We start from the raw sequence: 25,993 nt of genomic DNA, 5'->3' as shown, positions 1-25,993 counted from the left end.
CCCCTCTCGGTCACATCTCGGTGTCGATGATGCGCGCAGCGTCGTCGCGTGCGCGGTCACCCTTGGTCGTGTACTCGCCGGTGTCGTGTCCGAGTGCGGCGATGGTCTCCTGCGTGGCGCGGAGCACGCCGCTGAGCTGCTCGGCATTGGCGTCGCGCATCTGCTCGACCTCGGCGGCGAGCTTCGTGAGCGCGCGCAGGTGGTCGGCGAACACCTCCTGCCATGCGCCTTCGGGGGCGTGCGCGATCAGTTCGCGGATGGTCGTCGCGTCGGGAGCTCCCCACTCCTCGGCGACGGTCGCGACCTCGACGGTGCGGGCGAGCCCCGCGCCACGCAGCCTGTCGAGTACCTGATCGATCTCCCGCGCGGCAAACTGGATCCATTGGGATCTTCCGGCGGCGAGCAGCAACTGCTGCTCGTCGAGTTTGAAGAGCAGCATCTCGAGCAGTTCACGCTCGCGCCACAGCTGTATCGATAGTTCGTTGGCTCCCATGATCCCCTTTTCCCCAGTGATCGCCCCGCCTGACAACGCGGCCAAAGGTCACTATCGGCCAGCGCTCGCCTAACGTTACTATGTGGAACGGCGATGGACAGTTCTCCCCATGTACAGATCACGAGAAGTGTGATATGTGCATCTGTTCATCTCCTCGGAACTTCCGGAGTGCATCCAGAGAGGTGGATCATCCCCCATGTCGTCGCGCGCTGAGCGCAATCTGCTCATCGAGAGCAACCTCCCTCTGGTCGGATACCTCGCCGCCGAGACCCATGCCCGTGCCACCCATATCCCCCGCGACGAGCTCGCCGCCGTCGGAGCGCTCGCGCTCGTGACCGCGGCCGAGGCCTTCGACCCCGAGCTCGGAGTGCCCTTCGGCGCCTATGCCCGTCGTCGCATCCTCGGCGCCTTCGCCGACGAGATGCGCTCGATGGACTGGGCCTCCCGGGGCATCCGCAAACGCATCAAGGAGACCGTCGCCGTCCGCGAGACCCTGACCGCCGGTCTCGGCCGGACCGCCACGGCGACCGAGGTCGCCACGGCGATGGGCGTTCCGAAGGAGGTCGTCATCGAAGCGCTCGGCGATGCCGCCAGGACGCTCACCACCATCGACGATCCCTCGGCCCGGGACGTCGCCGCCGACATCCCCCTCCCCGAGGAATCCGCTCTGGTCGGGGAACGGCGCGAGGTGCTCGAACAGGCCGTCGCCGCCCTTCCCGAGCGGATGCGCCGGATCGTGCAGGCCGTCTACTTCGACGAGCGTCCGGTCAAGGAGATCGCCGAAGAGCTGGGCGTGACGCACTCGGCCGTGTCGCAGCAGCGATCGGAGGCGATCCGGTTGTTGCGCGACGCCCTGGATCGGTTCTTCGCCGAAGGGACCGCACCGACCACCACGACGCGGGTCTCCGCCGGCGCCCGCGATGCCTACTTCACACGGATCGCCGACGTCGCGGGTTCACGGATCGCCGGGGTCTTCCGCGATCCGGCACCCGCCTGAGCCGATTCCCGCACGCACGGCTAACGCCCGCGTCCCCTCCGCCGATAGGTGTGACCGGGAGACCACGGATGGTCTCCCGCACAACACCATTCACGGAGGAGAACCCTTATGGGTATGCAGATCAGCACGAACGTGTCGGCCCTCAACGCCTACCGCAACCTGTCCAACACCCAGAACGACCTGTCGAAGTCGCTCGAGAAGCTGTCCAGCGGCTTCCGCATCAACCGCGCGGCCGACGACGCTGCAGGCCTCGCGATCTCCGAGGGCCTGCGTTCGCAGGTCAACGGTCTGAACGTCGCGGCACGCAACGCCCAGGACGGCATCTCGGTCATCCAGACCGCGGAAGGCGCCCTGACCGAGGTCCACTCGATCCTGCAGCGCGTTCGCGACCTGACCGCTCAGGGTGCGAACGACTCGAACAACGCGAAGTCGCGCGACGCGATCCAGAAGGAGATCAACACCCTCGGTGATGAGCTCACCCGGATCGCCGGCAGCACGAACTTCAACGGCATCAAGCTGCTCTCGGGTGGCGACACGCTGACGTTCCAGGTCGGTGCGGGCTCCGTCGCCGCCGAGGACCAGATCTCGGTCGCCCTGACCGACTTCGCCACCCTCGGTGCCGACATCAAGACGCTCGCGGCGACCATGACGGACGCGGCGACGTACGGTACCGCACTGGCGGGCATCGACACGCAGATCCAGGCGGTCTCGACCGCACGTGCCGGCTACGGTGCGCTGCAGAACCGCTTCGAGTCGACCATCAACAGCCTCAACGTGTCGGCGGAGAACCTCGCCGCTGCCGAGAGCCGTATCCGCGACACCGACATGGCGTCCGAGATGGTCAAGTTCACGTCGAAGAACATCCTGTCCCAGGCAGGTACGGCGATGCTGGCCCAGGCCAACCAGGCCAACCAGGGCGTGCTCCAGCTCCTGCGCTGAACCATGCCATAGGGTCCGGGCGCCCACCGGCGCCCGGACCCTGTCCGCTCCCGACCTGGAAAGGCGACCATGTCCCTCTCGCTCGACGGCCTCGTCTCCGGCCTGAAGACCACCGAGGTCATCAAGGCGCTGATGGATGTCGCGGCCATCCCCCGTTCGCTGCTCAAGGCGAAGATGGATGACAAGAACGGCATCGTCACCCAGCTGCGGACGCTGAACACCGCCGTGCAGAACCTCGCCACGGCGGCGGAGAAGGCCGCGACGCGCGACGGGCTGGCCCGCTTCACCACCACGTCGTCCTCTCCCACGGTCACGGTCGCCACCCGCGAGGGCGCGGCGCCGCTCGCGGCCGACATCGTCGTCGACAAGGTCGCCAAGAACCACACCATCGTCTCGGCCGCCTCCAACGGCTGGCCCGTCGACCCGCCCGTGATCACCCTCGAGAACGCGAAGGGCGAGCGCGTGCAGGTCACGGCCGACTCCACATCGATGCAGGATGTCGCGCGGGCCGTGAACGAAGCGGGCTTCGGCATCGTCGCCGCGGCCGTTCCCGCCGGACGCGACGCCGACGGCAACCCCATGCACCGCCTGCAGCTTCGTGCCGCCGATTCCGGGGAAGCCGGACAGTTCCGCGCCTATCGCGGAGACACAGCGGCGGTCGCTGCGGGCACCGCCTCCGACATCTCCACCGAAGCAGGAGCAGCCGTTATCGACGTCGGCGCCGATGCGCAGGTACGGCTGTGGGCGGGCACCAGCGCCGAGCAGGTGCTGACGTCGTCGAGCAACACGTTCACCGACCTGTTCGACGGTGTCGACGTGACCGTCTCGGCCGTCTCCGCGGCCCCCGTCACCATCGGCGTCGCCGTCGACACCGCGGCACGCACCAAGGCGTCCGCCGACTTCATCGCCGCCGTCAAGGACATCCTGACCCGCATCGACAACGGCTCGAAGGCGACCGTCGCCGCCAAGCAGGGCGACAAGACCACACTGGGCGTCTTCACCGGCGACAGCGCGGTCCGAGGACTCCGCACGGCCCTCGCCGACGCGGTGCAGCACCCCGTGAACGGCGTCTCCCCGTCGTCTATCGGCATCTCGACCGACATGTACGGCGTGCTCAGCTTCGACGAGAAGAAGTTCGCCGAGGCACTCGCGAAGGACCCCGACGCGGTCGCAGGGCTGTTCTCCGACATCGCCGCGCGGGTGCAGGACACCTCGAAGGTCTACTCCGACAAGTACGAGGGCCTGCTCACCACGCGCATCACCGGGCAGGAGAGCGAGGTGAAGGGTCTCGGCGAGCAGATGGAACGCTGGGACGTCCGCCTCGCGCAGCGCAAGTCCACTCTCGAGCGCACCTACGCCCGCCTCGAGGTCATGCTGTCGCAGCTGCAGTCGCAGTCCTCGTACCTGTCGTCCCAGATCGCCGCCCTGCCGGGCTCGAGCTCGAACTCCGGGAAGTGAGCATGAACGCCGCCCTGCGCGCCCAGCAGCGCTACCGTGACGACGCCGTGCTGTCGGCACCGCCCGAGCGTCTCGTCACGATGCTCTACGACCGCCTCCTGCTCGACATCGAACGCGGAGAGGTCGCCCAGCGCGCCGAGGACTGGGAGGAGGCGAACGCCCAGCTGCAGCACGCGCAGGCGATCGTCTCGGAACTGTCCTCGTCGCTCACCGACGACTGGAACGGCAGTGCGGGTCTGCGCTCGCTGTACGTGTTCCTGTCGCAGACGCTCATCGGGGCCAACATCGGTCGCGATCCCGAGCGCACGCACGCCTGCCACGAGATCATCTCCCCCCTGCGCGACGCCTGGCACGAGGCCGCGCGCACGGTGGCCGAGGCGCGGGCGTGAGCGTGGAAGAGTGGACCTCACTGCTCGACCGACTCGAGCAGGAGGCCGAGCAGATCCTCGACGCCGCCCCCGGTGCCGCCGCCGAGGCCACCCTCGCCCCATGGACGCCGCCACGCACGCCGCTTCCCCCTTCTCTCGCCGACCACGCCCGGCGGGTGATCGACCTCCAGCGCTCAGCGATGGACCGTGCCCGTTCCGACCTCGACGGCATGCGTCGGCATCTCGGCGCCGTGAGCCGCATCCCGAGCACGCGCCGTCCCGAAGAGCCCGCCTACCTCGACGTCGACGGGTGAAACCGCTTCCTAACATCGCGGACGACCCTGCCGATAGAGCAGGGCGAGCACGGATGGCTCGCAAGACTCGGCCATGGATCGGCCATACCAGCCACACACGGGAGCCGGTTCGTGTTCGATTCTGTGACCATCAACGCACTGACGAGTGCGCTCGACGGCCTCGCGCAGCGCCAGCGCGCGATCTCCGACAACATCGCCAACATCAACACCCCGAACTATCACGCCAAGCGCGTGCAGTTCGAAGAGGCGCTCGCCCGCTCGATCGATGCCGGCGACGGACGGGTCGGCGCGACGGTCGGCACCTCGCTCGAACCCACGCGCCTGAACGGCAACAACGTCAACCTCGACACCGAAACCCTGTCCAGCATCGACACGATGCTGCGCTATCAGTTCGCGACGCAGGCCGTGAACGGATCGTTCACGTCGATGCGCACCGCGATGAGGACCTCATGACCTTCGACGCCATCGGCATCGCCGGCACCGGCCTGACCGTGCACCGCAAGTGGCTCGACGCCATCAGCGACAACATCGCCAACATCAACACCGCCGCCCCCAGCAACGGGGCGGCCTTCCGCGCCAGGTACATCCTCGCCCAGACGAGCGATCAGTCCCCGGGCGTGTACGTGGCCGGAACCGCGCAGGGCAGCGCGCAGGGACGCCTCGTCCATCAGCCCGACCACCCTCTCGCGGACGCGGACGGCTACGTGCGCTACCCCGACATCGACCTGGGCGACCAGATGAGCCAGCTCATCCTCGCCCAGCGCGGCTACCAGGCGAGTGCGGCCATCGTCGACCGCGCACGCAACTCCTACGAATCCGCCCTCCAGATCGGACGCAGCTGATGGCCTCACTCCCCGGAATCGAAGCCATCTCCTCCGGTTTCACGCTCGCCCCGCCCGCCCCCGCGACGACCAAGGCCACCGACGACACCGCCTTCGCGAGCAGCGTGACCGGGGCCATCGACGAGCTGCGTTCGCTGCAGTCCGAGTCCGACAAGCTCAAAGTCGCGGCCGTCACCGGCGACCTCGACGACATCCACTCCGCGATGATCGCGTCCTCGCGCGCATCCGTGACCCTCGAACTCGTCGCCGCCGTGCGCAACAAGGGTGTCGACGCGTTCAACGAGATCATGCGGATGCAAGCCTGATGCCCCAGGCCGTCACAAACGTGTTCCAGCGCATCGGACGCGTGATCGCGGGCTTCTCGCTCGCCCAGCGCACGATCGCCATCATCGGCGTCGCCGTGCTCGCCCTCGGTATCGTCGCGCTCTCCAGCTGGCTCAGCCGCCCGACGTACACGCCGCTGTTCTCCGGCATGAGCGCCTCCGACGCGAACGCCGTGGTCGAACAGCTGCGGTCGTCATCGGTGCCGTACGAGCTCGCCGACGGAGGAGCGACCGTCCTCGTCCCCGAGAAGGACGTCTACGACCAGCGGCTCGCCGCCGCGTCGGCAGGGCTCCCCGGCACCAGCTCCGGCGGATACTCGCTGCTGGACAAGATGGGCGTCACGACGAGCGAGTTCCAGCAGTCGGTGACCTTCAAGCGGGCCATCGAGGGCGAGCTCGCCGCGACGATCTCCTCGATCAAGGGTGTGACCGCCGCATCGGTGCAGCTCGCGATCCCCGAGGAGAGCGTCTTCGTCTCGGAGACCGTCGATCCCACCGCCTCCGTCTTCGTGGAGACCTCCGGCAGCTCGACGCTGTCTCCGAAGCAGGTCGAGGCGATCGTGCACCTGACCTCTGCCGCGGTCAGCGGCATGAAGCCCGAGAACGTCGCCGTCGTGGACCAGAGCGGGCAGACCCTCTCCGCCGCGGGCGTCGGAACCACCGGAGGCATCGACCAGCAGGCCAGCGACTACGAGGCGCGGGTCACCGCGAACGTGCAGCAGATGCTCGACACCGTCGTCGGGCCCGGCAACGCCAAGGTGACCGTCGTCGCCGAGATCGATCACTCGGTCAACGAGCGCGTCGAAGAGACCTACACCCCGGCCGAGGGCGCTCCCCCGCTCACGGAGCAGACCAGGACCGACCGGCAGAACGGCTCGAGCTCGAACGCCGGCGTGCTCGGCCCCGACAACATCGCCGTCCCGTCCGCCGACGGCGACGGAACCTCCGAGTCCACCGAGACCTCGAAGACCAACGCCGTCAACAAGAGCACGCAGAGCACGTCCACTCCCGCCGGATCGCTGCTGCGCCAGTCGGTCTCGGTCGCGGTCGACGCGGGTGCGGGCGGTGACCTGAGCACCGCTCAGCTGAGCGACCTCGTCGAGAGCGCCGCCGGTATCGACACCGAGCGCGGAGACTCGATCGCGGTCGAGCTCGTCTCGTTCAACCAGACCAGCTCCGAAGCGGCGCAGGCCGCGCTCCAGGCCGCGAAGGACGCCGAGGGGGCCGCACGTCAGGCCGCGCTGCTGAACACGATCATCATCGCCGCCGCCATCGCCATCCCCCTGCTCGCCGGCCTCGCCGCCCTCATCATCCGTGCACGCCGACGCAGCAGCGCCGACACCGAGTTCGACCAGCTCTTCGGCGAGCGCCCGCCCGCACTCACCGTCCTCGATGCCGGCGCCACCGCGGCGATCGACCAGGCGCCGACCACTCCGCTCGCCTTCCTCGAGACGACTCCCGACCCGGAGCCGGAGCCCGACCCGGAACCCGCGCAGGTCAGCCTCGAGCGCCGCCGCGCCGAGATCGACTCCCTCACCCGGCAGGACCCGAAGCGCACGGCCGACCTGCTGCGGACCCTCATCGACGACAGGCAGCAGGTATGACCGGACTGACCGACAGGCAGACGGCGGCGGTCGTGCTGATGAACCTCGATCGCGCGCAGGCGATCGAGGTGATGAAGCACCTCTCCGAATCCGAGGCGGAGGCCGTCGCCGCCGAGATCATCGACCTGCAGAACCTCGATGCGGCGACCACCGCGCAGGCTCTCGGACAGTTCCACCGGATCGCCTCGGGCCACCTGCCGCCCGCCCGTGGCGGCCGCGACATCGCCGCAGGACTGCTGGAGGCGACGTTCGGCGCCGAACGTGCCGCCGCCGTGCTCGGCAGAGTCGGTTCCTCCTCGATGACGTCGTCCTTCGAATTCCTCGGATCCGCCGACCCCGCGCAGCTGGCGACCCTTCTGGACGGCGAGCTCCCGCAGACCGTCGCCCTGGTGCTCGCCCACCTGCCGACCGACCGCGCCGCCGCGGTGCTGGCCGCCCTTCCCGACCCCACCCGCACCGATGTCGCGCATGCGATCGCGACGATGGGGACCGCATCGCAGGAGGCCATCGCGATCGTGGCGGATGCGCTCAAGGCGCGGACCGGGACGTTCGCCGCACGCGACACCCCCGAAGTGCTCGGCGGTGTGGAACCGCTCGTCGAGATCATCGCCCGCTCCGGGGCGACGGTCGAGAAGGCCCTCCTGGCGAGCATCGAGGACAGGGACAGCGCCCTCGCGGAGGACATCCGCTCGCGCATGTTCACCTTCGCCGACATCGTCAAGCTCGACGACCGCGACACGCAGCGCGTGCTGCGGGGCATGGACATCCGCTCGCTCGCCCTCGCGCTGAAGGGTGCGCACCAGCCCATCGCCGACCTCATCCGGCGCAACGTCTCCGAACGGAACAGGGAGAACCTCGACGAGGAAGCCCGCACCCTCGGCCCGGTGCGTGTGTCCCAGGTGGAGGAGGCCAGAGCCGAGATCGTGCGCACGATCCGCGCGCTCGAGGCGGCCGGCGAAATCACCGTGCAGCGCGCGGACGAGGACGAGTATGTCTACTGACGCCTTCTCGCCGGTGCTGTTCCCGCGTCTCGACGGACGCGGGAGCGGAGAGGAGCATGCCAGGGCGAAAATGCGCGGCTATGCCGACGGACACGCGGAAGGCTTTCGCGCCGGCCGCGCCGAGGCGGAGGCGGCACAGCGCGTGGCGGAGGAGGCATGGGCCGCCCGTGAGGCGGTCGAAGCCGGAGAGGTCGCGCGCGCGGTCGCCGTGCTCCACGCCGCCGCTCGGTCGCTGAACGAGCGCGAGCGCGAGCTGACCACGGCCGCGCAGGACCACGTGCTGCGGTGCGCGATCGAGCTCGCGGAGCTGATCGTCGCCGGGGAGCTCTCCGATGCCGGCGCCTCCGCCGCAGCCGCCGCGCGACGAGCCGTCAGCGGTGTCGACCCGTCGGAGATCCGCGAGGTGCGCCTGCACCCGGACGACCTCCGGACGCTTCGAGGATCGGCAGCCGAACCGGCCGGCATCGCGCTCATCGCCGACGACACGCTCGCCCGGGGTGACGCCATCGCGACCCTGCCCCACGGGCACATCGACGCCCGCGTCGCCCGTGCGCTCGAGCGCGCCCGCCGCGCCCTCGCCGAGGCCGGTGCATGAACGCCTGGGACGCGGTGCGCGAAGCGGTGCGACCGGAGCGTGTCGGGGAGGTCTCCCAGGTGCGCGGGCTGAGTGTGCAGGTGCGCGGACTCGAGGGAGCGGTCGGCGACGTCGTGACCCTCGACGGCATCGATGCCGAGGTCGTTGCGATCGGCGAGGGCGGACTGCGATGCATGCCGCTCGCCCCCGTCGCCGGCCTCACGGTCGGCGCTCCGGCGCGCGCACGCGGAGGGGCGCTGCGTGTACCGACCGGTACCGCGCTGCTCGGACGGGTCCTCGACGGGCTGGGGCGCCCGATCGACGGGAAGGGGCCCCTGACCGGTGCCGTCCCCGTGAGCCTCGACCATGCTCCGCCCTCGATCATGGGGCGGGACCGGATCGACTCGCCTCTTCCCCTCGGCGTACGCGCGCTCGACACGCTCGTGAGCGTCGGACGCGGGCAGCGTGTCGGCCTCTTCGCCGGCTCCGGTGTGGGCAAGTCCTCGCTGCTGTCGATGATCGCGCGCGGCACCGAGGCGGAAGTCACCGTGATCGCCCTCGTCGGCGAGCGCGGTCGCGAGGTGCGCGAGTTCATCGAAGACGATCTGGGACCCGACGGGCTCGCCCGCTCGGTCGTCGTCGTCTCGACCTCGGACCAGCCGGCCATGGCGCGCATCCGTGCGGCCTACACCGCCACGCGGATCGCCGAGGCGTTCCGCGACGACGGCGCCCACGCGATCCTGATGATGGACTCGCTCACCCGCGTGGCGATGGCGCAGCGGGAGATCGGCCTCTCGGCCGGGGAGCCTCCCGCCACCCGGGGCTATCCGCCTTCGACGTTCTCCCTCCTCGCCGGCCTGCTCGAGCGGGCGGGCACCGACACCCGCGGCTCGATCACCGGCATCTACACCGTGCTCGTCGACGGCGACGACCACAACGAGCCCATCGCCGACGCCGTCCGGTCGATCCTCGACGGTCACGTGGTGCTCGATCGCGCCCTCGCTCTCTCCGGTCACCATCCCGCGATCGACGTGCTCGGCTCGGTGTCACGGGTGGCCGGCAAGGTCACCGCTCCCGAACGCCGGGCGCATGCGGCCACGCTGCGCGCCGTGCTCGCGGCGCGGCGGCGCGCGAACGATCTCATCGACATCGGCGCGTACCAGGCCGGGGCGGACGCCCGCATCGACGCGGCGATCGCCCACGAGAAGGCCATCAGCGCCTTCCTCACCCAGTCCCTCGACGAGACGAGCGAGATCGGCGAATCCTGGCGGCGGCTGGACGAACTCGTCACGGCGTTCGGAGGAGTCTCATGACGCGGTCCTTCTCCCTGGCCGGTCTGCTGCGCGTACGCGAGATCCAGGAGCGCGCGGCGGCTCAGCGGCTCTCGCGCGCCGTGATCGACGCCCAGCACACCGAGGCCCGCGACCGCTCGCTGCGCGCGCACCTGTCGGGCGTCGGGAGCGAGGCCGTCGACGTGCGCTCCCTCGCCGCCCTCGCTGCCGCCCGTGTGGCCGGCCGGACCCTGCTCGCCGACCTCGCGACGCTTTCGGAGCTGCAGGAGCAGACGGTCGATCAGGCGCGGACCGAGCACGCGGACGCGCGACGAGCGATGCGCGGACTCGACAGGCTCGCCCAGGCGCACGCACTGCAGGTGCGGGCCGCCGAGCTGCACGCGGAGCAGGCCGAACTCGACGAGATCGGCGCGCGCGCCCAGACGGACAGGGAGGGCCAGGCATGACGTCTCTCGGCATCGTGGATCTGCTCGGCGCGCGGACGAATCGCGCATCGGGTATACCCGCCCACTCCCGGCAGGTCACGCCGGGAGCTGCGGCATTCGCCGACGTCATCCTGGATGCCTCGCGCGCCTCGACCGATGATGCTCTCGCCGGATCATCCGCCGCGTCGCCTGCCGCGTCGTCTGCCGACGGATCATCTGCCGGCGGATCATCGGCGGACGGTTCGGCGTCGGACGCGCCGATCCCGTCTCCCCCGGCTGTCCTCCCTGCGCCCACGCCGAGTCACCCGGCGTCTCCGGATGGTGCCGTGGTCGGCATCGACGGCTCGGCGGCCCGAGCCCCCCTCGTGCCGGGGCCTGCGCCGGACGGCGCGGATCCGACGACGATCGCCGAGGGGACACTCGAGCACGAGGCCGGTGCCGCAGGGCTTGCCGCGCACACCGGGTCGATCGGCGCTCCGGCTTCTTCGTCGGCGGCTCCGGCAGCGGTCCCCGCGAACGCAGAGACCCGCATGCTCGCGTCGTCGCAGAGTTCCACTCCCGGACCTACGGCCGCTCCTGTTCCGGGAGGCGTCGCGCCTGCGGTGACGGCCGCGATCGGCACGGCCGGCCACGCAGCGCCGTCGGCGAACCCGGCTCTCCCGACCGTCCCCCGCATCAGCGTCGGTGGGAATCCGACCCCGACCGTCCTCGGCGGTCCCGGAGCCCCGATCCCGACAACCCGGACAGGAACGTCGGAGACGTCCGTGACCGTCGGCGACAGCTTCCCGGATGCCGCGACATCCGCTGCTGCGGCGACCTCGACTCCCGTCGCCACGGCGTCTCCCTCGCCGACAGCCACGCCGACAGCGACGCCGGGTGACGCGGCCCTCCCTCCCGTGGGCACCACGCCTGCCCCTGCGCCCGTGACCTCCGTGGCGGCTCCGGTCGCGGTCCCCACCGCCCGGCCCGCGCTGCTCCCGCAGATCGCCGCGCCCGTGGTGTCGCTCGCCCAGGCTCCGGACGGCGACCACAGCCTCACCCTGACGGTGTCCCCCGAGAACCTCGGTCCCGTGACCGTGCGGGCGCACATCTCCGGCGGTGCCATCCACATCGAGCTGCACGCGCCGAACGACCTCGGCAGAGAGGCGCTCCGTGCGATCCTCATCGACCTGCGCCGCGACCTGGCCGCTGCGGCACCGCACGCCTCGCTCCTGCTGTCGAGCGCGGACGACGGCCCGGCGTCGTCGAACCCGCAGCATTCCGCCCCGGGCAACGGCACCGGTTCCGGGAACTACGCCGGTCCCGGGAGCAACGGCGGTTCCGGGAACGGCGCCACCGGGACGCACGGCGGCCAGCCGGGAACCGGCACGGGTCGCGACGCGAATGCCCTGCCCACCACGTCCGACGGCGCTCTGCCGACTGATCCGTCGTCACCCGCAGACCCCGCATCTCCCCCGTCCCTCATCGCGCCGCACGGCGGCATCGACGTCTTCGCCTGATCCGAGAGGAACCCATGACCACGGTCGACCCCATCTCCGGCACCATCCCGCCCTCCGGCGTGCAGACGGGCAGCACCACGCCCCCGACGGAGCGCAAGAAGACTCTCGACTCCGAGGTGTTCCTGAAGCTGCTGGTCACACAGCTCACGAACCAGGATCCGAGTTCGCCCATGAACACCAACGAGATGATCTCGCAGACCACGCAGCTGGCCTCGATGGAGCAGTTGACCGCGCTCACGGCGACCTCGACCGAGAGCTTCGCGCTCAGCATGCGCCAGACCGCAGCCGCTCTGATCGGCCATGAAGCGCAGTACGTCGATGAGAAGGGTGTCACACAGAAGGGCATCGTCACCTCGGTGTCCTACGCCGGCGCCGTGCCCCTCGTCACCATCGGCGACGCCTCCATCCCTCTCGACGCCGTCTCCGGCGTCGCCCTCGCTCCCCGTTCGCAGTCCTGACCAGTCCCTTCCAGAAAGGCATCACCATGCTCCGCTCTCTGTTCGCCGGAATCTCGGGTCTGCGTTCGCACCAGACCATGCTCGACGTCACCGGCAACAACATCGCCAACGTCAACACGACCGGGTTCAAGGCCTCGGCCGTGCAGTTCCAGGACTCGCTCTCGCAGCTCGTGCGCAACTCGATGATGCCGCAGCAGGCCGCCGGCGGTCAGAACCCCGCCCAGGTCGGTCTCGGCGTGCAGGTCGCCGGCATCAGCACGAACTTCGCCTCCGGGGCTCCGCAGCCCACCGGCGTGCCGACCAACCTCATGATCGCCGGCGACGGGTTCTTCGTCGTGCGCTCGGGTGGCGAGACCCTGTACACCCGCAACGGCGGTTTCTCGTTCGACGCGAGCGGCAAGCTGGTCTCGGCCGACGGCGCACTCGTGCAGGGCTGGACGGCCCAGAACGGCGTGATCGTGCCCGGTCAGGGCATCGGCGACATCCGCCTTCCGGTCGGAGCGCTCAGCCCCGCAACCGCCACCACCACCGCCCGCGTCACCGGCAACCTGCCCTCCGGTGCCGCCGTCGGCGAGCAGCTGGTGCGCGACATCAAGACCTACGACGCCGAGGGCACGGCCACGTCGCTCCGTCTCACCTTCACCCGCACCGCCACGGGCTGGAACGTCACCGAGCCCGGCGGCACCAACACCGCCCTCACGTTCACCGACGGCAAGCAGCCGGCGGCCTCCTCCATCGTCTCCGGCGGTGTCACGGTCGACCTCTCGGCGGTCACCGGGTTCGCAGACGTCAGCGATGTCGCGATCAAGGAGCAGAACGGCAAGCCGGCCGGCACCCTGAGCTCGTACGCGCTGATGAACGACGGCAGCCTCGTCGGCACATTCAGCAACGGCGACACCGAGGTGCTCGCCCGCGTCGCACTGGCAGGGTTCGTCAACCCGGGCGGACTCGAGAAGGCCGGATCCTCCCAGTACCGCCCGAGCGGGAACTCCGGAGAGCCGACGCTCGGTCAGGCCGGCACCGACGGGCTCGGCGGCATCATCAGCGGCGCGCTCGAGATGTCGAACGTCGACTTGTCGCAGGAGTTCACCAACCTGATCGTCGCGCAGCGCGGCTTCCAGGCGAACGCCCGCATCATCACCACCAGCGACGAGGTGCTGCAGGAGCTCACGAACCTCAAGCGCTGACGCCGCCCTCGCACATCGCGTCTGCGTCGTCGCTGTCACCCGCTGCGGGTGAGAGCGACGACGCAGACCCTGGACCGCAGATGTGCGCTTACATAGAATCCTCAGGACATGACCACGTGGGCTCCGGCGTCGCACCACATCTGATCCGCTCATGCGGCATCGGCAGCCTGTACTCCTTCGTTGCCCTCGCGGCTTCCCCACGAAACGAGCACAATGTCCAGGACGAATCGACCCGCCGAGAACCAGCTGCGCCGCTTCCTCTTGGCCCTCATCGCCATCATCGGGCTCGTCGGTGCCGGACTGGTCGTCCCGCTGGCCGCCCAGGCCGCAGAATCCTCGCTCCGCATCGACAAGCTCGTCGACGGACTCGATACGCAGGACTCCCTGCAGCCCGGCGATGAGTTCACCTACACGGTCGATCTGGTCTGCGACGACGTGGACTGCCTCAACGTGGTCCTCACGGACACCCTTCCGGCCGAGTTCGCCGGCTTCCAGTTCGTCGGCTCGTCGTACACCCCCTCCACTCTGCCGCTGAACGTCACCACGACCGGATGCGTCGAAGAAGGCGGTGTACCCGTCGAGGTCACCGACGACTGCTCGGTCATGGTCGTCTTCGAGCAGCCCGTGGATGGCGGAGTCGGCCTCGAAGCCGGCGGAACCCTCAAGCTCAGCGTGGTGCTGCGCGCACCGCTCGACCTGCCCGCCGACTGGGCGTACAACGGCGACACCGTGACGAACACCGCGACGGCGGACTGGGACAACGGCCCAGGAGACGTCCCCGCGACCATCTCGGACACGGCGGATGCGGTCGTCACGATCGACACGGTCATCGGGGTCGAGGCCAGCAAGAGCTGGTCGCCCGCCTCGCAGCAGTTCGACCCCGGCGCGACCTCCCAGATCACGATCGGCGCCCAGAACCAGTCGAACATCGGCGGCGACGCACTCGTGATCCAGGAGCCGACGGGCGCCGTCGACGGAGCGGCGACCCTCAGCGCCGACAATCCTTTCCGCATCGTCGACTTCCAAGGGTTCGTATCCACGACCCTTCCCCCGGACGCGACCACGGTCCAGGTCGACGCGTATGTCTACGACGAGGGAACGGGGACGTGGAGCTGGCAGACCGGCACACCGGGCAGCGTTCCCGGGCTGCCGGCCGGCGTCGACCCCGGTGATGTCGGCGGCATCCGCCTGACCTATGCCGGTGGCACCATCGCCTCGGATGCCACCGCCTCCACGGGCTTCACCGTGGAGCAGCGCGCGACGGATCGCAACGACGAGAGCTCGCTCGCTACGGGCGCCTCCGTCACGAACAGCGTCACGTCCATCGTGAACGCACCCGGCGGCGCGACGGCGAGCGACGAGGCAACGGCGCCCTACGAGATCGGTCCGCTGACCGTCGACGTGGTCGCGGGCAAGACGATCACTCCGGCGGAGCTCCCCGCCGGCGGAGACGCGATGGCGGAGCTCACGGCGACGAACACGTCGAACGGCCCTGTGCAGAGCCTCAGCATCTCCGATCTCGGCTTCTTCGACGCCGAGATGCTCTTCGGCGGCTTCCCCTCCGGCATCCCGTACCCGGACGGAGCCACCGCCGGCGCGATCACCTGGTACATCGACGGGGTCGCGCAGCCTCCCGTCCCGTTCGCGGACGGGGACGCGCCGACCCCGCCCACAGGCACCGTCACCGGCTTCGTCATCGACTTCACCGGCCAGATCCCTGCCGGCACGGTCGCGACGATCGACGTGGGAATCGAGCCCTCGCTCGCGCTCGTCAGCACCGAGGCACCGACGCACCAGCGGACGAACAGCATCGACGTGACCGCGACCAACGACGTGGGTACCGCTGACGACGCAGCGGCCGATGACATCACGGTCTACTTCCCGCAGATCGGGGTCGCGGTCGACAAGCAGATCACGCCGGGCGGCGCCGTCGAACCGGGCAACAGTGTGGTCGCCAGCCTGACCGCGACCACCGAGACGGGCGTCGCGCAGGTGGATCCGACCCAGATCGTCGTCGAGGACTCCTGGCGCGACGACCAGGCGGACGACTTCTGGAACGCGTTCGACATCGTGGCGATCGCGCCCACCCAGGTCCCGCCGAACACCACCGCGACGGTCGAGTACCAGCGGCCGGACGGATCGTGGGCGACGCTCGCCACGGTCAGCACAGGCGAGACCGCGCAGACGTTCCAGATGAGCCGTGCAGAGTTCGCGGCCGCGCTCACGCCACCCGATCTCCCCTCCGACGTCACCGGGATACGGTTCACCTTCGACAACCCGGACGGATTCTCCCAGGGGTTCAGCGTCGTGCCGAACGTCGTCTTCGATGCGCGGGCCGACCTGCGCGACGGATCCGGCCCCACCGACCCGCGGGATGCCCCCGAGGACGAGCAGTCCGCGCAGGAGCCCACTGTCTATGAGAACGAGGCGAGCGCGCAGAGCCACGGGGAGGTCGACGGCCTGCCCGAGGGGATCGACAGCGACGTCGTGACCGACCAGGACACGATCGGTGTGCAGACTCCCGCCACCGGCGAGGGCGTGGGCGTCGACGCGAACAAGCGGTGGGTCCAGACGAGCGACAAGACCACCGATGCCGACTTCCTCGATGCGCAGTCCGGCGCGATCGTCTCCACGCGCAACGAGTGGCGGACGGGGACCCGCGGGATCGACACCCTCGTCCTCACCGATCCCGCCACGGCTCCGGACATGGATCCCCCGGGCGCAGCGAGCACCGTGTTCCAGGCTTTCGACCTGCTGAGCATCGATCCGGTCACTCTCGCCGACGATCCCCTGCTCGCCTGGGACGACATCACCGAGGTCTGGCTCTTCGTCGATGGCGTGTGGACCCCCATCGCCGCGCCGGGAGGAACCTGGATGGGAGCCGACGGATTCGTCGGCTACACGCTCACGCCCGCGCAGACCGCCGGGACGACGGGAGTCCGACTGGTCTACGAGCCCGATGACGCCGCACGCACCGCGAGCACGGATCCCACGCGACCCGAACCGGGCTCCGGACTCGCGACGTCCGCCGTCGGAGAATATCGGCCGACCTTCCTCACCTGGGAGCTGCGCAACGTCGTGCGCGACGACACGGCGACAGGCGACCGCTGGGTGAGCGCCGACGAGACCTTCAACGACCCCGACCCCGGCATCGTGTGGAACAGCCTCCGCGGTGACTGGACCTCGGCAGCGGGCAACGGCAGCGACTCGGAGCAGGACAACATCACCCTGATCGACCAGCCGCCGCTCGTCTCGGTGGAGAAGACCGTCACGCCGTCGAGCGTGACGATCCCGGAGTCCGCCGACGTCGACCCCGCGAACTATCCGGACGTGATGTTCGACATCGATGCCAGGAACGACAGCACCGCACGCGCGTCGTACGTGCGCGTGACCGATCCGATCCCCTGCGCGGCCGGAGCGGCGGACCAGTGCGTGAGCGCTCCCGGCGCCTGGGCGGATGACCCGTTCGACGACGCGGTCTACGACGCGGACACCAACCCCTACGAGCGCCTCACCGTGCAATCGCTCACCTTCGCCTACCCGGTCGAACAGGTGGACCCCGCCGCGTCGACCGTCACGCTCTGGGACCGCGCGACCGATGGCACGCTCAGCACCCGCACGCTCTCCGTGACCGACGCGGGAACGCTCACCGCCGGCGATCTCGCCACCGTGGTCGGGGTCAGCGTCGTGTTCCACGGCATCGACCCCACGACCGAGGGCGGCAGCATCCGCGCCGGGGAAGATCTGAGCGTCGGGATCGTCACCAAGGTGCGGCAGTACGAGCGTTCGGATGCCGATCAGCTCGTGGAGCCCGGCACCGTCGCCAACGACGTGATCGCCCAGTCCTACGACCCGGTCCTGACCCCTTCCGGCAACGCCTCGACGCCGAGCGACACCGCGAACGACACCGTGGCGCTCGTCAGCGCTCTGCTGGATGCGACGCTCGCGAAGACCATCGATCCGGAATCGATTCTCGAGACCCAGCTGCAAGACCCCGTCACCGTGACACTCGATGCGACGGACGGCTCCTCCACCGCGGCGACCCAGCAGGTCACCATCACGGATGCGGACGCCGCCTTCTGGAACGCGATGCAGTTGGCCCCCGACCCTGCGCTGACCGTGGTGCTGCCGGCCGGTGCCGACCAGGTGCGGATCGACGCGCTCGTGGGATCGACCTGGGTCGAAGGTGCGTTCGCGGCGACTGCGGCGCTCCCCACGGCGGCGGATCCGGCCGCGATCGTCGGCCTTCGGGCGGTGTTCCGCAATGCCGCCGGAGAGGTCTTCTCGCGCAATGCACCGCCCGACGACTGGACCGCGCAGCTCGCGTTCGACATCGTCGCGCTCACCACACAGCGAGATGGCACCGACCTGTCGCTGCCGACGACGCTCCCGAACACGGCGACGGTCGTGAGCGAGCGACTCGATGGACTGTATGCGGATGCCGACGCCGACGCCGATGCCGACCTGACGATCGATCCCGGGACGCACGAGCTCGATGTCGTGAAGTCGCAGCCCGGAACCAGCCACGTCGTGTCCATCGGCGCCAGCCTCCCGTGGACGCTGCAGTTCACCAACACCGGCACCGGTTTCCTCACGATCGACCAGCTCGTCGACACGCTCCCCGAGTACCTCGATTGGGACTTCTCGCCACCGACCTATCAGACCTCGGCGGGGGGCACGCTGTCGACGGACGTGTCGGCTCTGATCGACGACACCGGCAAGAACGTGACCTTCACCTGGCCGGAGGGCGGGAATCGGATGTCACCCGGTGAGGTCTTCACGATCACCGTGAACCTCGTGCTGGCCCCGGGACTCGCCCTCGACGAGTTCACGACCAACACGTTCGTCGTCACGACCGATGAGGCGCTCACCGCCTGCACGAATGCGTCCGGCAACGGGGAAGGCACGGTATCCGGCCTCGACGACGACCAGTGCGGAACGACCAACTATGTCCAGCCGTCACCGGGAGGATCCCTCGCGGCGTACAAGTACGTCAAGGGCGAAGTCGACGGCGACCTGGTCGACGGCGAGGTCAACCTGAACAACCCCGACGCGGCCTGCCCGCTCGACCCCGACGGCTACACCCGCACACCGTGCGCCGCCTACACCGCTGTCGGCGCCACGGACGACTGGCGGCTCTCCGTCGTGAACAGCGGCACGGTCGGATTCGAGACCGTATCGATCGTCGATCCCCTGCCGCGGATCGGCGACCGGCTGCTGGCGACCGGCGCTGCACGCAACACCACATTCGACCCGGTGCTCCTCCCCGAGTCCCTGGCCGCGAACATCCTCCCGGTCGGAGCGACCCTGACCCTGGACGTGACGACCTCGGCTTCGCCCTGCGTGGGCACGGGATCGAGCTCGGCATGGTTCGGCGATCTGCTCTGCGACACCACCGCGACCTGGGTGCCCGTCCGCTCCTACGCCGGCGCGTGGGAGGAGGTGACCGGAATCCGGGTCACGATCGACTTCACCGCCACGGCGGCCGGGTCGTTCGGCCCTGGCCAGGTGCTGTCGCTGCACTACGAGACGCAGAACGTCCCGGAATCGCCGGAGTATCCGGACCTCGCTCCGATCACCGTCCCCGATGCCGGGGGCTTCGCGTGGAATCAGATGGGCGCGGTGGGCACGGATGCCGGCGGGCGCGAGTACTCCGTGGCCCCCGTGCAGGCCGGGGTCACCCTGCTCGATGGCGACCTCGGGGTGCAGAAGGTGCTGGCCGGCGACACGGGGCGAGCTCCGGACAGCTTCGATTTCCTCGTCGAGTGCACGGTCGCCGGCGTTCCCCTCGTGCTCCCCGCAGGCGGCACCCTCACCGTGTCGAGCGCGGACGACCTTCGCACGCGCCTCGACGGGCTCCCGCTGGGGTCGGTGTGCCGAGTGTCCGAGACCGGTGCGGTCGGTGCCTTCGGAGAGGGGTCGAGGCTCAACGACGGCCAGACCGTCACGATCACCACCCCGGCCACCGGAGGTGAGCCGCCGACGTCTCAGATCGCGGCGATCACGAACGTGTACCTCGTTCCACCCCCGGATCCGAATCCGGACGGCGGCGGCGGCGGCCTCCCGTCCACCGGAGTCGACGGGCCCGCCGTATCCCTGTTCGCAGGGATCGGGATCCTGCTCCTCCTCGCCGGGGGACTCCTGGTCCGCCGTCGACGTCACGGGGTCGCCCTCACCTGACCGTCTCGTCGTCGGGAGGTTCGGTCCGGCTGTTCCGACGTCGATGCTCCGGCTGCGGGTTGTCCGGCTATCCGAACTCGCGGAGCTCCGATGTCATCTCACCGCCGGCATCGCCCGTGTTGACGGTGCCCTTCGGCTCGAAGAGGATCGCGTGCACCTCCTGATCGGCGCGCGGGCAGTGCTCGACGCCCTTCGGGACGACGAAGACATCGTTCGGTCCGAGCACGACATCGCGGTCGCGCAGCTGGATCGTCAGCTCTCCGTGCACCACCATGAAGAGCTCGTCGGTATCGGGGTGGGTGTGCCAGACGAACTCGCCGAGCAGTTTGACGACCTTGACGTCGTAGTCGTTGATGCTCGTCAATCGATGCGGCTGCCAGTGCTCGGTGATGCTCGCCAGCGCCGCCTGCACGTTCCGTGTGTCTTCGTCCACCCCGTCAGCCTAGGCCGCCGGGTTTCGCCGGTACTGTCGTCTGAGGGAGAACGGAGCCGGTCATGAACGCGGTCGACGCTGTCGGCACCATCGCCGAGGTCCTCTCGTGGATCGGCCTCGGCATCGGGCTCCCGCTGCTCGCGATCGTGCTCCTGGTGAAACTGCACGACGGCTCCTGGGTGCCGCACGAGGTGGTCATCGTCGAGGACGACGGCGGCCGGGCGCGAGCACGCTGGTTCGCCGCCGGCGACTTCTGGGAGCGCCCGCTGCGCGCGGAGGAATCGGTCCATTGGCACGGGCGGGAAGAAGCCGACGCGTTCCTCAGTGAACGGCACCCGAGCCTGATGCGGTTCGAACCCCGACGGCCCCTGCTGCATGCGTTCCAGGTGCTGGGGATCACGCTGGCCGGGGTCGGCGCGGCCTCCGTCATCCTGTCGATCGTGCTCCTCTTCCTCGGCTGAACGGATGCGGTGTCCGCTGATAGGGATCCCGGGCAGGATGGAGGCATGCCCGAATCCCCGCTCGCCTCCCGACCCTGGCTCGACTCCTACGCGGAGGGTGTCCCCGCGGAGATCGCGGATCCGTCGCAGACTCTGTCCGAGATGCTGTCGGCGACTGTGAAGTCTTTCGGGCGGCGCCCGGCACTGGACTTCTTCGGAGCGGTCACGACCTATCGCGAGCTCGGGGAGCAGGTCGAGCGGGCGGCCGAGGGTCTGCGGCGCCTCGGCGTCGGCCACGGCGACCGGGTGGCGCTGGTGCTGCCCAACTGCCCTCAGCACGTGGTCGCCTTCTACGCGATCCTCCGGCTCGGCGCGATCGTGGTCGAGCACAACCCGCTCTACACCGCGCGCGAGCTGCGGCATCAGTTCGAGGATCACGGCGCCCGCGTCGCGGTCGTGTGGGACAAATCGGTCGACACGGTCGCCGGATTCCCCGTCGATGTCAAGGTCGAGCACATCGTGAGCGTCGACATCACCACGGCGATGCCGCTGTCGAAGCGCCTCGCGCTCCGCCTGCCCCTGCCCCGGGCCCGCGAGGCCAGGGCGAAGCTCACCGGCGCCCCGAAGGCGCGGCACCTGATCGCGTGGAAGAGCCTCGCCGATCACCGACGCCTCTCCCGACGGGTGGGGGGACCGGGCCTGGAAGACATCGCCCTGCTGCAGTACACGAGCGGGACGACGGGTGTCCCGAAGGGAGCGATCCTCACGCACGCGAATCTCCGTGCCAACGCGATGCAGGGGCGGGCGTGGGTGCCGGGTCTCGTCGACGGCGAGGAGACGTTCTACGGCGTGCTGCCGCTGTTCCACGCCTACGGCATGACCCTGTGCCTCACCTTCGCGATGAGCATCGGCGCGCGACTCGTCCTCTTCCCGACGTTCGACCTGGGATTGGTCACCGCGGCGGCGCGTACGACGCCGCCCACCTTCCTTCCCGCCGTACCGCCGATCTACGACGCGCTCGCACGTGCGGCCGGCCGAGGAACGATCGACCTCTCGACCGTGCGCTTCGCGATCTCCGGCGCCATGAGCCTTCCGGTCGCCACGGTGAAGCGCTGGGAGGAGGCGACCGGCGGTCTGCTCGTCGAGGGCTACGGCATGACCGAGAGCTCACCGGTCGCGCTGGGCAACCCGATGGGCCCGACGCGTCGCCCCGGCACCGTCGGGGTGCCCTTCCCGAGCACGGAGATCCGCGTCGTCGACCCGGCCGACCCTGCGGTCGACCTTCCCGCCGGCGAGCCCGGCGAGCTCCTCATCCGCGGACCGCAGGTCTTCCAGGGGTACTGGGGGCGTCCGGGCGAGACGGCAGATGCCCTGCTGCCGGACGGCTGGCTCCGATCCGGCGACATCGCCCAGGTCTCCTCCGACGGGTTCGTGAGCATCGTCGACCGCCTCAAGGAGCTCATCATCACCGGCGGGTTCAACGTGTCTCCCAGCGAGGTGGAAGACGCGCTGGTCGCCCATCCCGATGTCGTCGCCGCGGCGGTCGTCGGTCTGCCGCGACCCCACGGCGGAGAGGAGGTCGCCGCCGCCGTGGTGCTCCGCGACGGTGCGGCCCTCGACGTGGATGCGCTGCGCGACTTCTGCCGCACCCGGCTCACCCCCTACAAGGTGCCTCGCCGGATCACCGCCGTCGACGACCTCCCCCGGTCGCTCATCGGCAAGGTGCTGCGTCGTCAGGTGCGCGACCGCCTGCTCGCCGACCGCTGAGTCGTCTCGGTCGCACTGCGAGCACGAAGCATCTCGGAGCGACACCCACGTGATCGCAGTCCCGCCGGTTGGCCCTTCAGTTGCCCATCTCCGCCTGGATCCGCCGGTCGAGGTCGTCGAGCTCCGCGAGCAGTTCGGCGGCGACCCAGACACGGTCCCGCTTGCGTCCGGTGATCTCTTGCACGAATCCTGCCGCTTCGAGCTGAGCGATGGCCTTGTAGGCCTGTTGCTCCGACGAACCTGAGCGCTGCTCGATCTCGCCTGCTGCCATGACGGGGTGATCGTAGAACCCGGGAATCAGCGCGGCGACCGCAGAACCGGCCCGCGGGCGCAGCTCGTTCGCCCACTCGGCTGGAAGACCTTTGATGCGGGCGATGGATTCGCGCGAGCACGAAGCCGCTGCGCGGGCCGCCCGGGCGAACAGCGCAATGAGCGGCGACGGCTCACCCCGCCGATAGTCGCCGAGCGCGGCGAAGTACTCGTCCCGTTTGGCGAGAAGCCCGCTCGCCAGGGGAACGACGGCGTTGACGGCAGCGCCACGGCGACGAAGCACGGCCGACACGAGGGCGCGGCCGAGACGACCGTTGCCATCCGTGAACGCATGGATGGACTCGAACTGCGCATGTCCGATCGCCGCCTGCACGATCACCGGGATGTCGTCTCGGTTGAGGAAAGCGATCAGGTCGTCCATCAACGCGGCGACTCGTTGCGGTGCCGGTGGCACATGAAGCGCACCTCGCGGCGAGTGGTCGCTTCCCCCGATCCAGTTCTGCATGTCACGCAAACGACCGGCATACGCCGCTTCGACGGGATCGTCCTTCATCAAGTCGTGGTGAGCGATGAGGAGGTCCTCGACCGCGAACAGACCTCGGTCGCCGACTCCGGCGACGAGGCCATGCAGTGCCGTGCTCGCCGCCACCATGCTCGTGGCCGAGGCGTTCGAACGGTTGCCGGCCAGCGCCCTGGCGTAGTCGGTCGCGCTGGCGGTGATCCGCTCGATCTTCGACGACGCGACGGATTCTGTGCGCATCATGAATCGGCTCAGCGCCGCCGAATGCCCCTCCGCGTCGGTATCCGCTTGCGCGATAGCAAGCAGAGCGCCCTCCGAGGCGACGACTGTCGCCATGGGGGCGGCGTAGTCGAGACCCGCGATCATCGGGGGGATCGTGGCGTCGACGGATGCCAGCGTCCGATCGTCCCGAGTGCCGCCACGGACCTGTTGGCGCCACGGAAGCGTCTCCACGGTGTGTGCCGGCCACCTGGTTCCCGGCGTACTTGCATCAGTGTCCACAAAGACGAGTATCGCACTCGTTACTAAGGTTTAGATCAATTAAAGACGAGTAATGTCGGACTGCTCGCGCTTCTGCTCCACGCCGACGGCAACTTCGTCGCGCGAACCTCCCGAACCGGGCCTTGCTAACGACCGGAGCCGGCCGGCCGACAGTCACCCCCGACAGCCCAGGACGGGCCGTCGGGTCCGTGCTCCCCGGAACACGGACGGATCTTTCCAGGATGGAGCCCATGATCGTCCTCACGCGCCTGAACCGTTCGCGGTTCGCGGTGAACCCCGACCTGATCGAACGTGTCCAGGCCACGCCGGACACGACGCTCATCATGGTCGACGGTGCGACCTTCGTCGTGACCGAGACGATGGATGACGTGATCGCGCAGATCACCCGGTTCCGCGCCGGAGTGCTCGCCACGGCCGCCGCTCTGATCAGCACCGCCGGATCGGATTCCGCCGCCCCCGATGCCGAGGTCGGTCTCTGATGGATCCGTCTCTCATCCTCGGACTGGTCCTCGCGTTCGGCGCACTGATCGCCATGATCAACCTCGAGGGCGCCACCATCGGATCGCTGCTGATCCCCGCCCCGATGGTGCTGGTCTTCGGAGCCACGATCGCCGTCGGCATCGCGAGCGGCACGGTGCGCGATGCGCTGCATGCGGTCAAGTCGCTCCCCCGCGCCTTCCGCGGCGAGCGCCGCACCGCGTCGAGCATGATCGACACGGTGGTCGGCTACGCCGAGAAGGCGCGCGCCGAAGGGCTCCTCGCCCTCGAGCAGGGACTCGAGGACGAGAAGGACCCGTTCCTGCGCCAGGCGCTGCAGAGCATCGCGGACGGGACCGACGCCGAAGACCTGCGAACGCTGCTGGAGGATGAGCTCACCTCGACCGCCGCCCGCAACCGCACCGCCTCACGCTTCTACATGACGCTCGGCGGCTTCGCGCCCACGGTCGGCATCATCGGCACCGTCGTCTCCCTCACGCACGTGCTGGAGAAGCTCGACAAGCCCGACACGCTCGGTCCCATGATCGCGACAGCGTTCGTCGCGACACTGTGGGGTCTACTCTCGGCCAACTTCATCTGGTTGCCCATCGGCGGACGCCTCCAGCGTCTCGGCGAGCTCGAACTCGAACGCATGACCGTGCTCATGGAGGGCATGCTCGCGATCCAGGCCGGCGCACCGCCGCAGTTCGTCGGCGAGCGCCTGCGAGCCCTCGTGTCCGAACGCTCCTCCGCCCGCTCCGGCCGGAAGGCCCGCACCCGAGCAGCCGAGGAGACGGAGCAGGCGTCATGAGCGTCCGTGCCCGTCGCCGCGTGCCGCAGGAGGAGCACAGCGGTCCGGACGAGCGGTGGATGGCGTCCTACATGGACATGGTCACGGTGCTGATGTGCATGTTCATCGTGCTGTTCGCGATGTCGACCGTCGACCAGGAGAAGTTCGAGGCTCTCAGCGCCTCCCTCGCGACCGGCTTCGGGCAGGAGCCCTCGGACGAGATCGACGCAACGACAGGCGTGGTCGTGCCTCCCGAACTGGTCGATGAGAAGGGCGAGGACTTCGCCGACATCGACCTCGCCGCTGCGCAGACCGAGTTCAACGAGCTGTCGGCGCTGCGTGAGCGCCTGCGTCAGGTGCTCGCCCAGAACGGTCTCGAAGCCGACGTCACCTTCACGATCGATGAGCGCGGCCTCACGATCGGCCTCGTGAGTGCCGAGACCTTCTTCGACACGAACAGCACGACGCTCAGTGCGAAAGCGCTCCTCGTCCTCGACGCGCTCGGCTCGGTGCTGGTCACCACCGCCAACGAGATCTCGGTCGAGGGCCACGCCGACGTGCGCGGATCGGTCGCCCCGTACCCCACGAACTGGGAGCTGTCCGCCGGACGCTCCACCCAGGTGCTGCGGCACCTCGTCGAGGCCTCGGGGCTGCCGCCCGCGCACCTGAAATCGGTCGGATTCGGCGACACGAGGCCGGTCGCCCCAGGCGACTCCCCCGATGCCCTGGCCCAGAACCGACGGGTCGACATCGTCGTCCTCTCCGATGCGAACGAGGAGGTGCGCGCGCTCATCCCCCAGGCACAGGCGGGAAAGCCGTCCTCCTGACCCGCCTTCTCACC

At 69.5% G+C, this 25,993-nt stretch carries 25 protein-coding genes; 22 read left to right on the top strand and 3 right to left on the bottom strand.

Features of this window, described 5'->3' with window-relative positions:
* Positions 1-10 precede the first annotated feature (10 nt).
* A complete protein-coding gene (locus ABDC25_RS04515) occupies positions 11-493 on the bottom strand; it encodes a flagellar protein FlgN (RefSeq protein WP_021198926.1) in 483 nt (160 codons plus the stop codon).
* A 196-nt stretch (positions 494-689) separates the two neighbouring features.
* Between ABDC25_RS04515 and ABDC25_RS04510 the strand changes: the two genes are divergently transcribed.
* The 17 genes from ABDC25_RS04510 to ABDC25_RS04430 all read left to right on the top strand — a co-directional run bounded on the left by ABDC25_RS04510 (position 690) and on the right by ABDC25_RS04430 (position 19,954).
* A complete protein-coding gene (locus ABDC25_RS04510; protein WP_029267007.1) occupies positions 690-1,490 on the top strand; it encodes a sigma-70 family RNA polymerase sigma factor in 801 nt (266 codons plus the stop codon).
* Positions 1,491-1,598: 108 nt separating this feature from the next.
* Positions 1,599-2,429 (top strand): flagellin, encoded by an 831-nt coding sequence (locus ABDC25_RS04505; protein WP_021198928.1) that lies wholly within the window; start codon positions 1,599-1,601, stop codon positions 2,427-2,429.
* 69 nt (positions 2,430-2,498) lie between these two features.
* Positions 2,499-3,887, top strand: a complete 1,389-nt coding sequence (gene fliD / locus ABDC25_RS04500; RefSeq protein ID WP_347125037.1) for a flagellar filament capping protein FliD — start codon at positions 2,499-2,501, stop codon at positions 3,885-3,887.
* Positions 3,888-3,889: 2 nt separating this feature from the next.
* Complete coding sequence (gene fliS / locus ABDC25_RS04495; protein ID WP_029258619.1) at positions 3,890-4,276, top strand: flagellar export chaperone FliS; 387 nt, start codon at positions 3,890-3,892, stop codon at positions 4,274-4,276.
* A complete protein-coding gene (locus ABDC25_RS04490; RefSeq protein WP_029258620.1) occupies positions 4,273-4,569 on the top strand; it encodes a hypothetical protein in 297 nt (98 codons plus the stop codon). The genes fliS and ABDC25_RS04490 overlap by 4 nt, the downstream gene beginning before the upstream one ends.
* Positions 4,570-4,680: 111 nt before the next feature.
* The gene (locus tag ABDC25_RS04485) at positions 4,681-5,022 is read left to right on the top strand and encodes a flagellar basal body protein (RefSeq protein ID WP_021198932.1); all 342 of its coding nucleotides are present in this window, start codon (positions 4,681-4,683) and stop codon (positions 5,020-5,022) included.
* The gene (locus tag ABDC25_RS04480; protein ID WP_021198933.1) at positions 5,019-5,411 is read left to right on the top strand and encodes a flagellar basal body rod C-terminal domain-containing protein; all 393 of its coding nucleotides are present in this window, start codon (positions 5,019-5,021) and stop codon (positions 5,409-5,411) included. The genes ABDC25_RS04485 and ABDC25_RS04480 overlap by 4 nt, the downstream gene beginning before the upstream one ends.
* Positions 5,411-5,716: a flagellar hook-basal body complex protein FliE gene (gene fliE, locus ABDC25_RS04475; RefSeq protein WP_347125034.1), complete on the top strand. Its 306-nt coding sequence runs from the start codon at positions 5,411-5,413 to the stop codon at positions 5,714-5,716. Before ABDC25_RS04480 ends, fliE begins: the two co-directional genes overlap by 1 nt.
* Positions 5,716-7,338, top strand: coding sequence for a flagellar basal-body MS-ring/collar protein FliF (fliF, locus tag ABDC25_RS04470; protein ID WP_021198935.1), 1,623 nt, complete (start codon positions 5,716-5,718; stop codon positions 7,336-7,338). Before fliE ends, fliF begins: the two co-directional genes overlap by 1 nt.
* Positions 7,335-8,339: a flagellar motor switch protein FliG gene (fliG, locus tag ABDC25_RS04465; RefSeq protein ID WP_347125031.1), complete on the top strand. Its 1,005-nt coding sequence runs from the start codon at positions 7,335-7,337 to the stop codon at positions 8,337-8,339. The genes fliF and fliG overlap by 4 nt, the downstream gene beginning before the upstream one ends.
* Positions 8,329-8,934 carry a FliH/SctL family protein gene (locus ABDC25_RS04460; protein ID WP_081859756.1) on the top strand — a complete coding sequence of 202 codons (606 nt, stop codon included), beginning with the start codon at positions 8,329-8,331 and terminating at the stop codon, positions 8,932-8,934. Before fliG ends, ABDC25_RS04460 begins: the two co-directional genes overlap by 11 nt.
* The gene (locus ABDC25_RS04455) at positions 8,931-10,226 is read left to right on the top strand and encodes a FliI/YscN family ATPase (protein WP_347125029.1); all 1,296 of its coding nucleotides are present in this window, start codon (positions 8,931-8,933) and stop codon (positions 10,224-10,226) included. Before ABDC25_RS04460 ends, ABDC25_RS04455 begins: the two co-directional genes overlap by 4 nt.
* Positions 10,223-10,651 carry a hypothetical protein gene (locus tag ABDC25_RS04450; RefSeq protein WP_021198939.1) on the top strand — a complete coding sequence of 143 codons (429 nt, stop codon included), beginning with the start codon at positions 10,223-10,225 and terminating at the stop codon, positions 10,649-10,651. The genes ABDC25_RS04455 and ABDC25_RS04450 overlap by 4 nt, the downstream gene beginning before the upstream one ends.
* The gene (locus ABDC25_RS04445) at positions 10,648-12,129 is read left to right on the top strand and encodes a flagellar hook-length control protein FliK (RefSeq protein ID WP_347125027.1); all 1,482 of its coding nucleotides are present in this window, start codon (positions 10,648-10,650) and stop codon (positions 12,127-12,129) included. The genes ABDC25_RS04450 and ABDC25_RS04445 overlap by 4 nt, the downstream gene beginning before the upstream one ends.
* Positions 12,130-12,143: 14 nt before the next feature.
* Entirely contained in the window at positions 12,144-12,587 is a 444-nt protein-coding gene (locus tag ABDC25_RS04440) for a flagellar hook capping FlgD N-terminal domain-containing protein (RefSeq protein ID WP_021198940.1), read from the top strand.
* A gap of 26 nt (positions 12,588-12,613) precedes the next feature.
* Entirely contained in the window at positions 12,614-13,774 is a 1,161-nt protein-coding gene (locus tag ABDC25_RS04435; protein WP_029258627.1) for a flagellar hook protein FlgE, read from the top strand.
* Positions 13,775-13,987: 213 nt separating this feature from the next.
* Positions 13,988-19,954: an LPXTG cell wall anchor domain-containing protein gene (locus ABDC25_RS04430; RefSeq protein ID WP_347125024.1), complete on the top strand. Its 5,967-nt coding sequence runs from the start codon at positions 13,988-13,990 to the stop codon at positions 19,952-19,954.
* 67 nt (positions 19,955-20,021) lie between these two features.
* On the opposite strand, the gene ABDC25_RS04425 is transcribed toward ABDC25_RS04430, so the two are convergent.
* A complete protein-coding gene (locus ABDC25_RS04425; protein WP_167253242.1) occupies positions 20,022-20,387 on the bottom strand; it encodes a cupin domain-containing protein in 366 nt (121 codons plus the stop codon).
* A 62-nt stretch (positions 20,388-20,449) separates the two neighbouring features.
* Between ABDC25_RS04425 and ABDC25_RS04420 the strand changes: the two genes are divergently transcribed.
* The gene (locus ABDC25_RS04420) at positions 20,450-20,848 is read left to right on the top strand and encodes a hypothetical protein (protein ID WP_021198946.1); all 399 of its coding nucleotides are present in this window, start codon (positions 20,450-20,452) and stop codon (positions 20,846-20,848) included.
* A gap of 45 nt (positions 20,849-20,893) precedes the next feature.
* A complete protein-coding gene (locus tag ABDC25_RS04415) occupies positions 20,894-22,594 on the top strand; it encodes a long-chain-fatty-acid--CoA ligase (RefSeq protein ID WP_347125021.1) in 1,701 nt (566 codons plus the stop codon).
* Between the two features lie 76 nt (positions 22,595-22,670).
* Here the strand turns inward: ABDC25_RS04415 and ABDC25_RS04410 are convergent, their stop codons facing one another.
* Positions 22,671-23,837 carry a Fic family protein gene (locus tag ABDC25_RS04410; protein ID WP_347125019.1) on the bottom strand — a complete coding sequence of 389 codons (1,167 nt, stop codon included), beginning with the start codon at positions 23,835-23,837 and terminating at the stop codon, positions 22,671-22,673.
* A gap of 278 nt (positions 23,838-24,115) precedes the next feature.
* On the opposite strand from ABDC25_RS04410, the gene ABDC25_RS04405 reads away from it, so the two are divergent.
* From ABDC25_RS04405 to ABDC25_RS04395, 3 genes are read left to right on the top strand one after another with little or no spacing between them, the layout of a single operon-like run.
* Positions 24,116-24,364 carry a flagellar FlbD family protein gene (locus ABDC25_RS04405; protein ID WP_021198949.1) on the top strand — a complete coding sequence of 83 codons (249 nt, stop codon included), beginning with the start codon at positions 24,116-24,118 and terminating at the stop codon, positions 24,362-24,364.
* A complete protein-coding gene (locus tag ABDC25_RS04400) occupies positions 24,364-25,173 on the top strand; it encodes a MotA/TolQ/ExbB proton channel family protein (RefSeq protein ID WP_021198950.1) in 810 nt (269 codons plus the stop codon). Before ABDC25_RS04405 ends, ABDC25_RS04400 begins: the two co-directional genes overlap by 1 nt.
* Positions 25,170-25,979 (top strand): flagellar motor protein MotB, encoded by an 810-nt coding sequence (locus tag ABDC25_RS04395; RefSeq protein ID WP_021198951.1) that lies wholly within the window; start codon positions 25,170-25,172, stop codon positions 25,977-25,979. The genes ABDC25_RS04400 and ABDC25_RS04395 overlap by 4 nt, the downstream gene beginning before the upstream one ends.
* Positions 25,980-25,993 lie beyond the last annotated feature (14 nt).

Source organism: Microbacterium sp. SY138 (assembly GCF_039729145.1).
Classification (GTDB): Bacteria; Actinomycetota; Actinomycetes; order Actinomycetales; family Microbacteriaceae; genus Microbacterium; species Microbacterium maritypicum_A.
The sequence above is the reverse complement of the archived record's forward strand: the minus strand, read 5'-3'. Positions and strand labels throughout refer to the sequence as shown.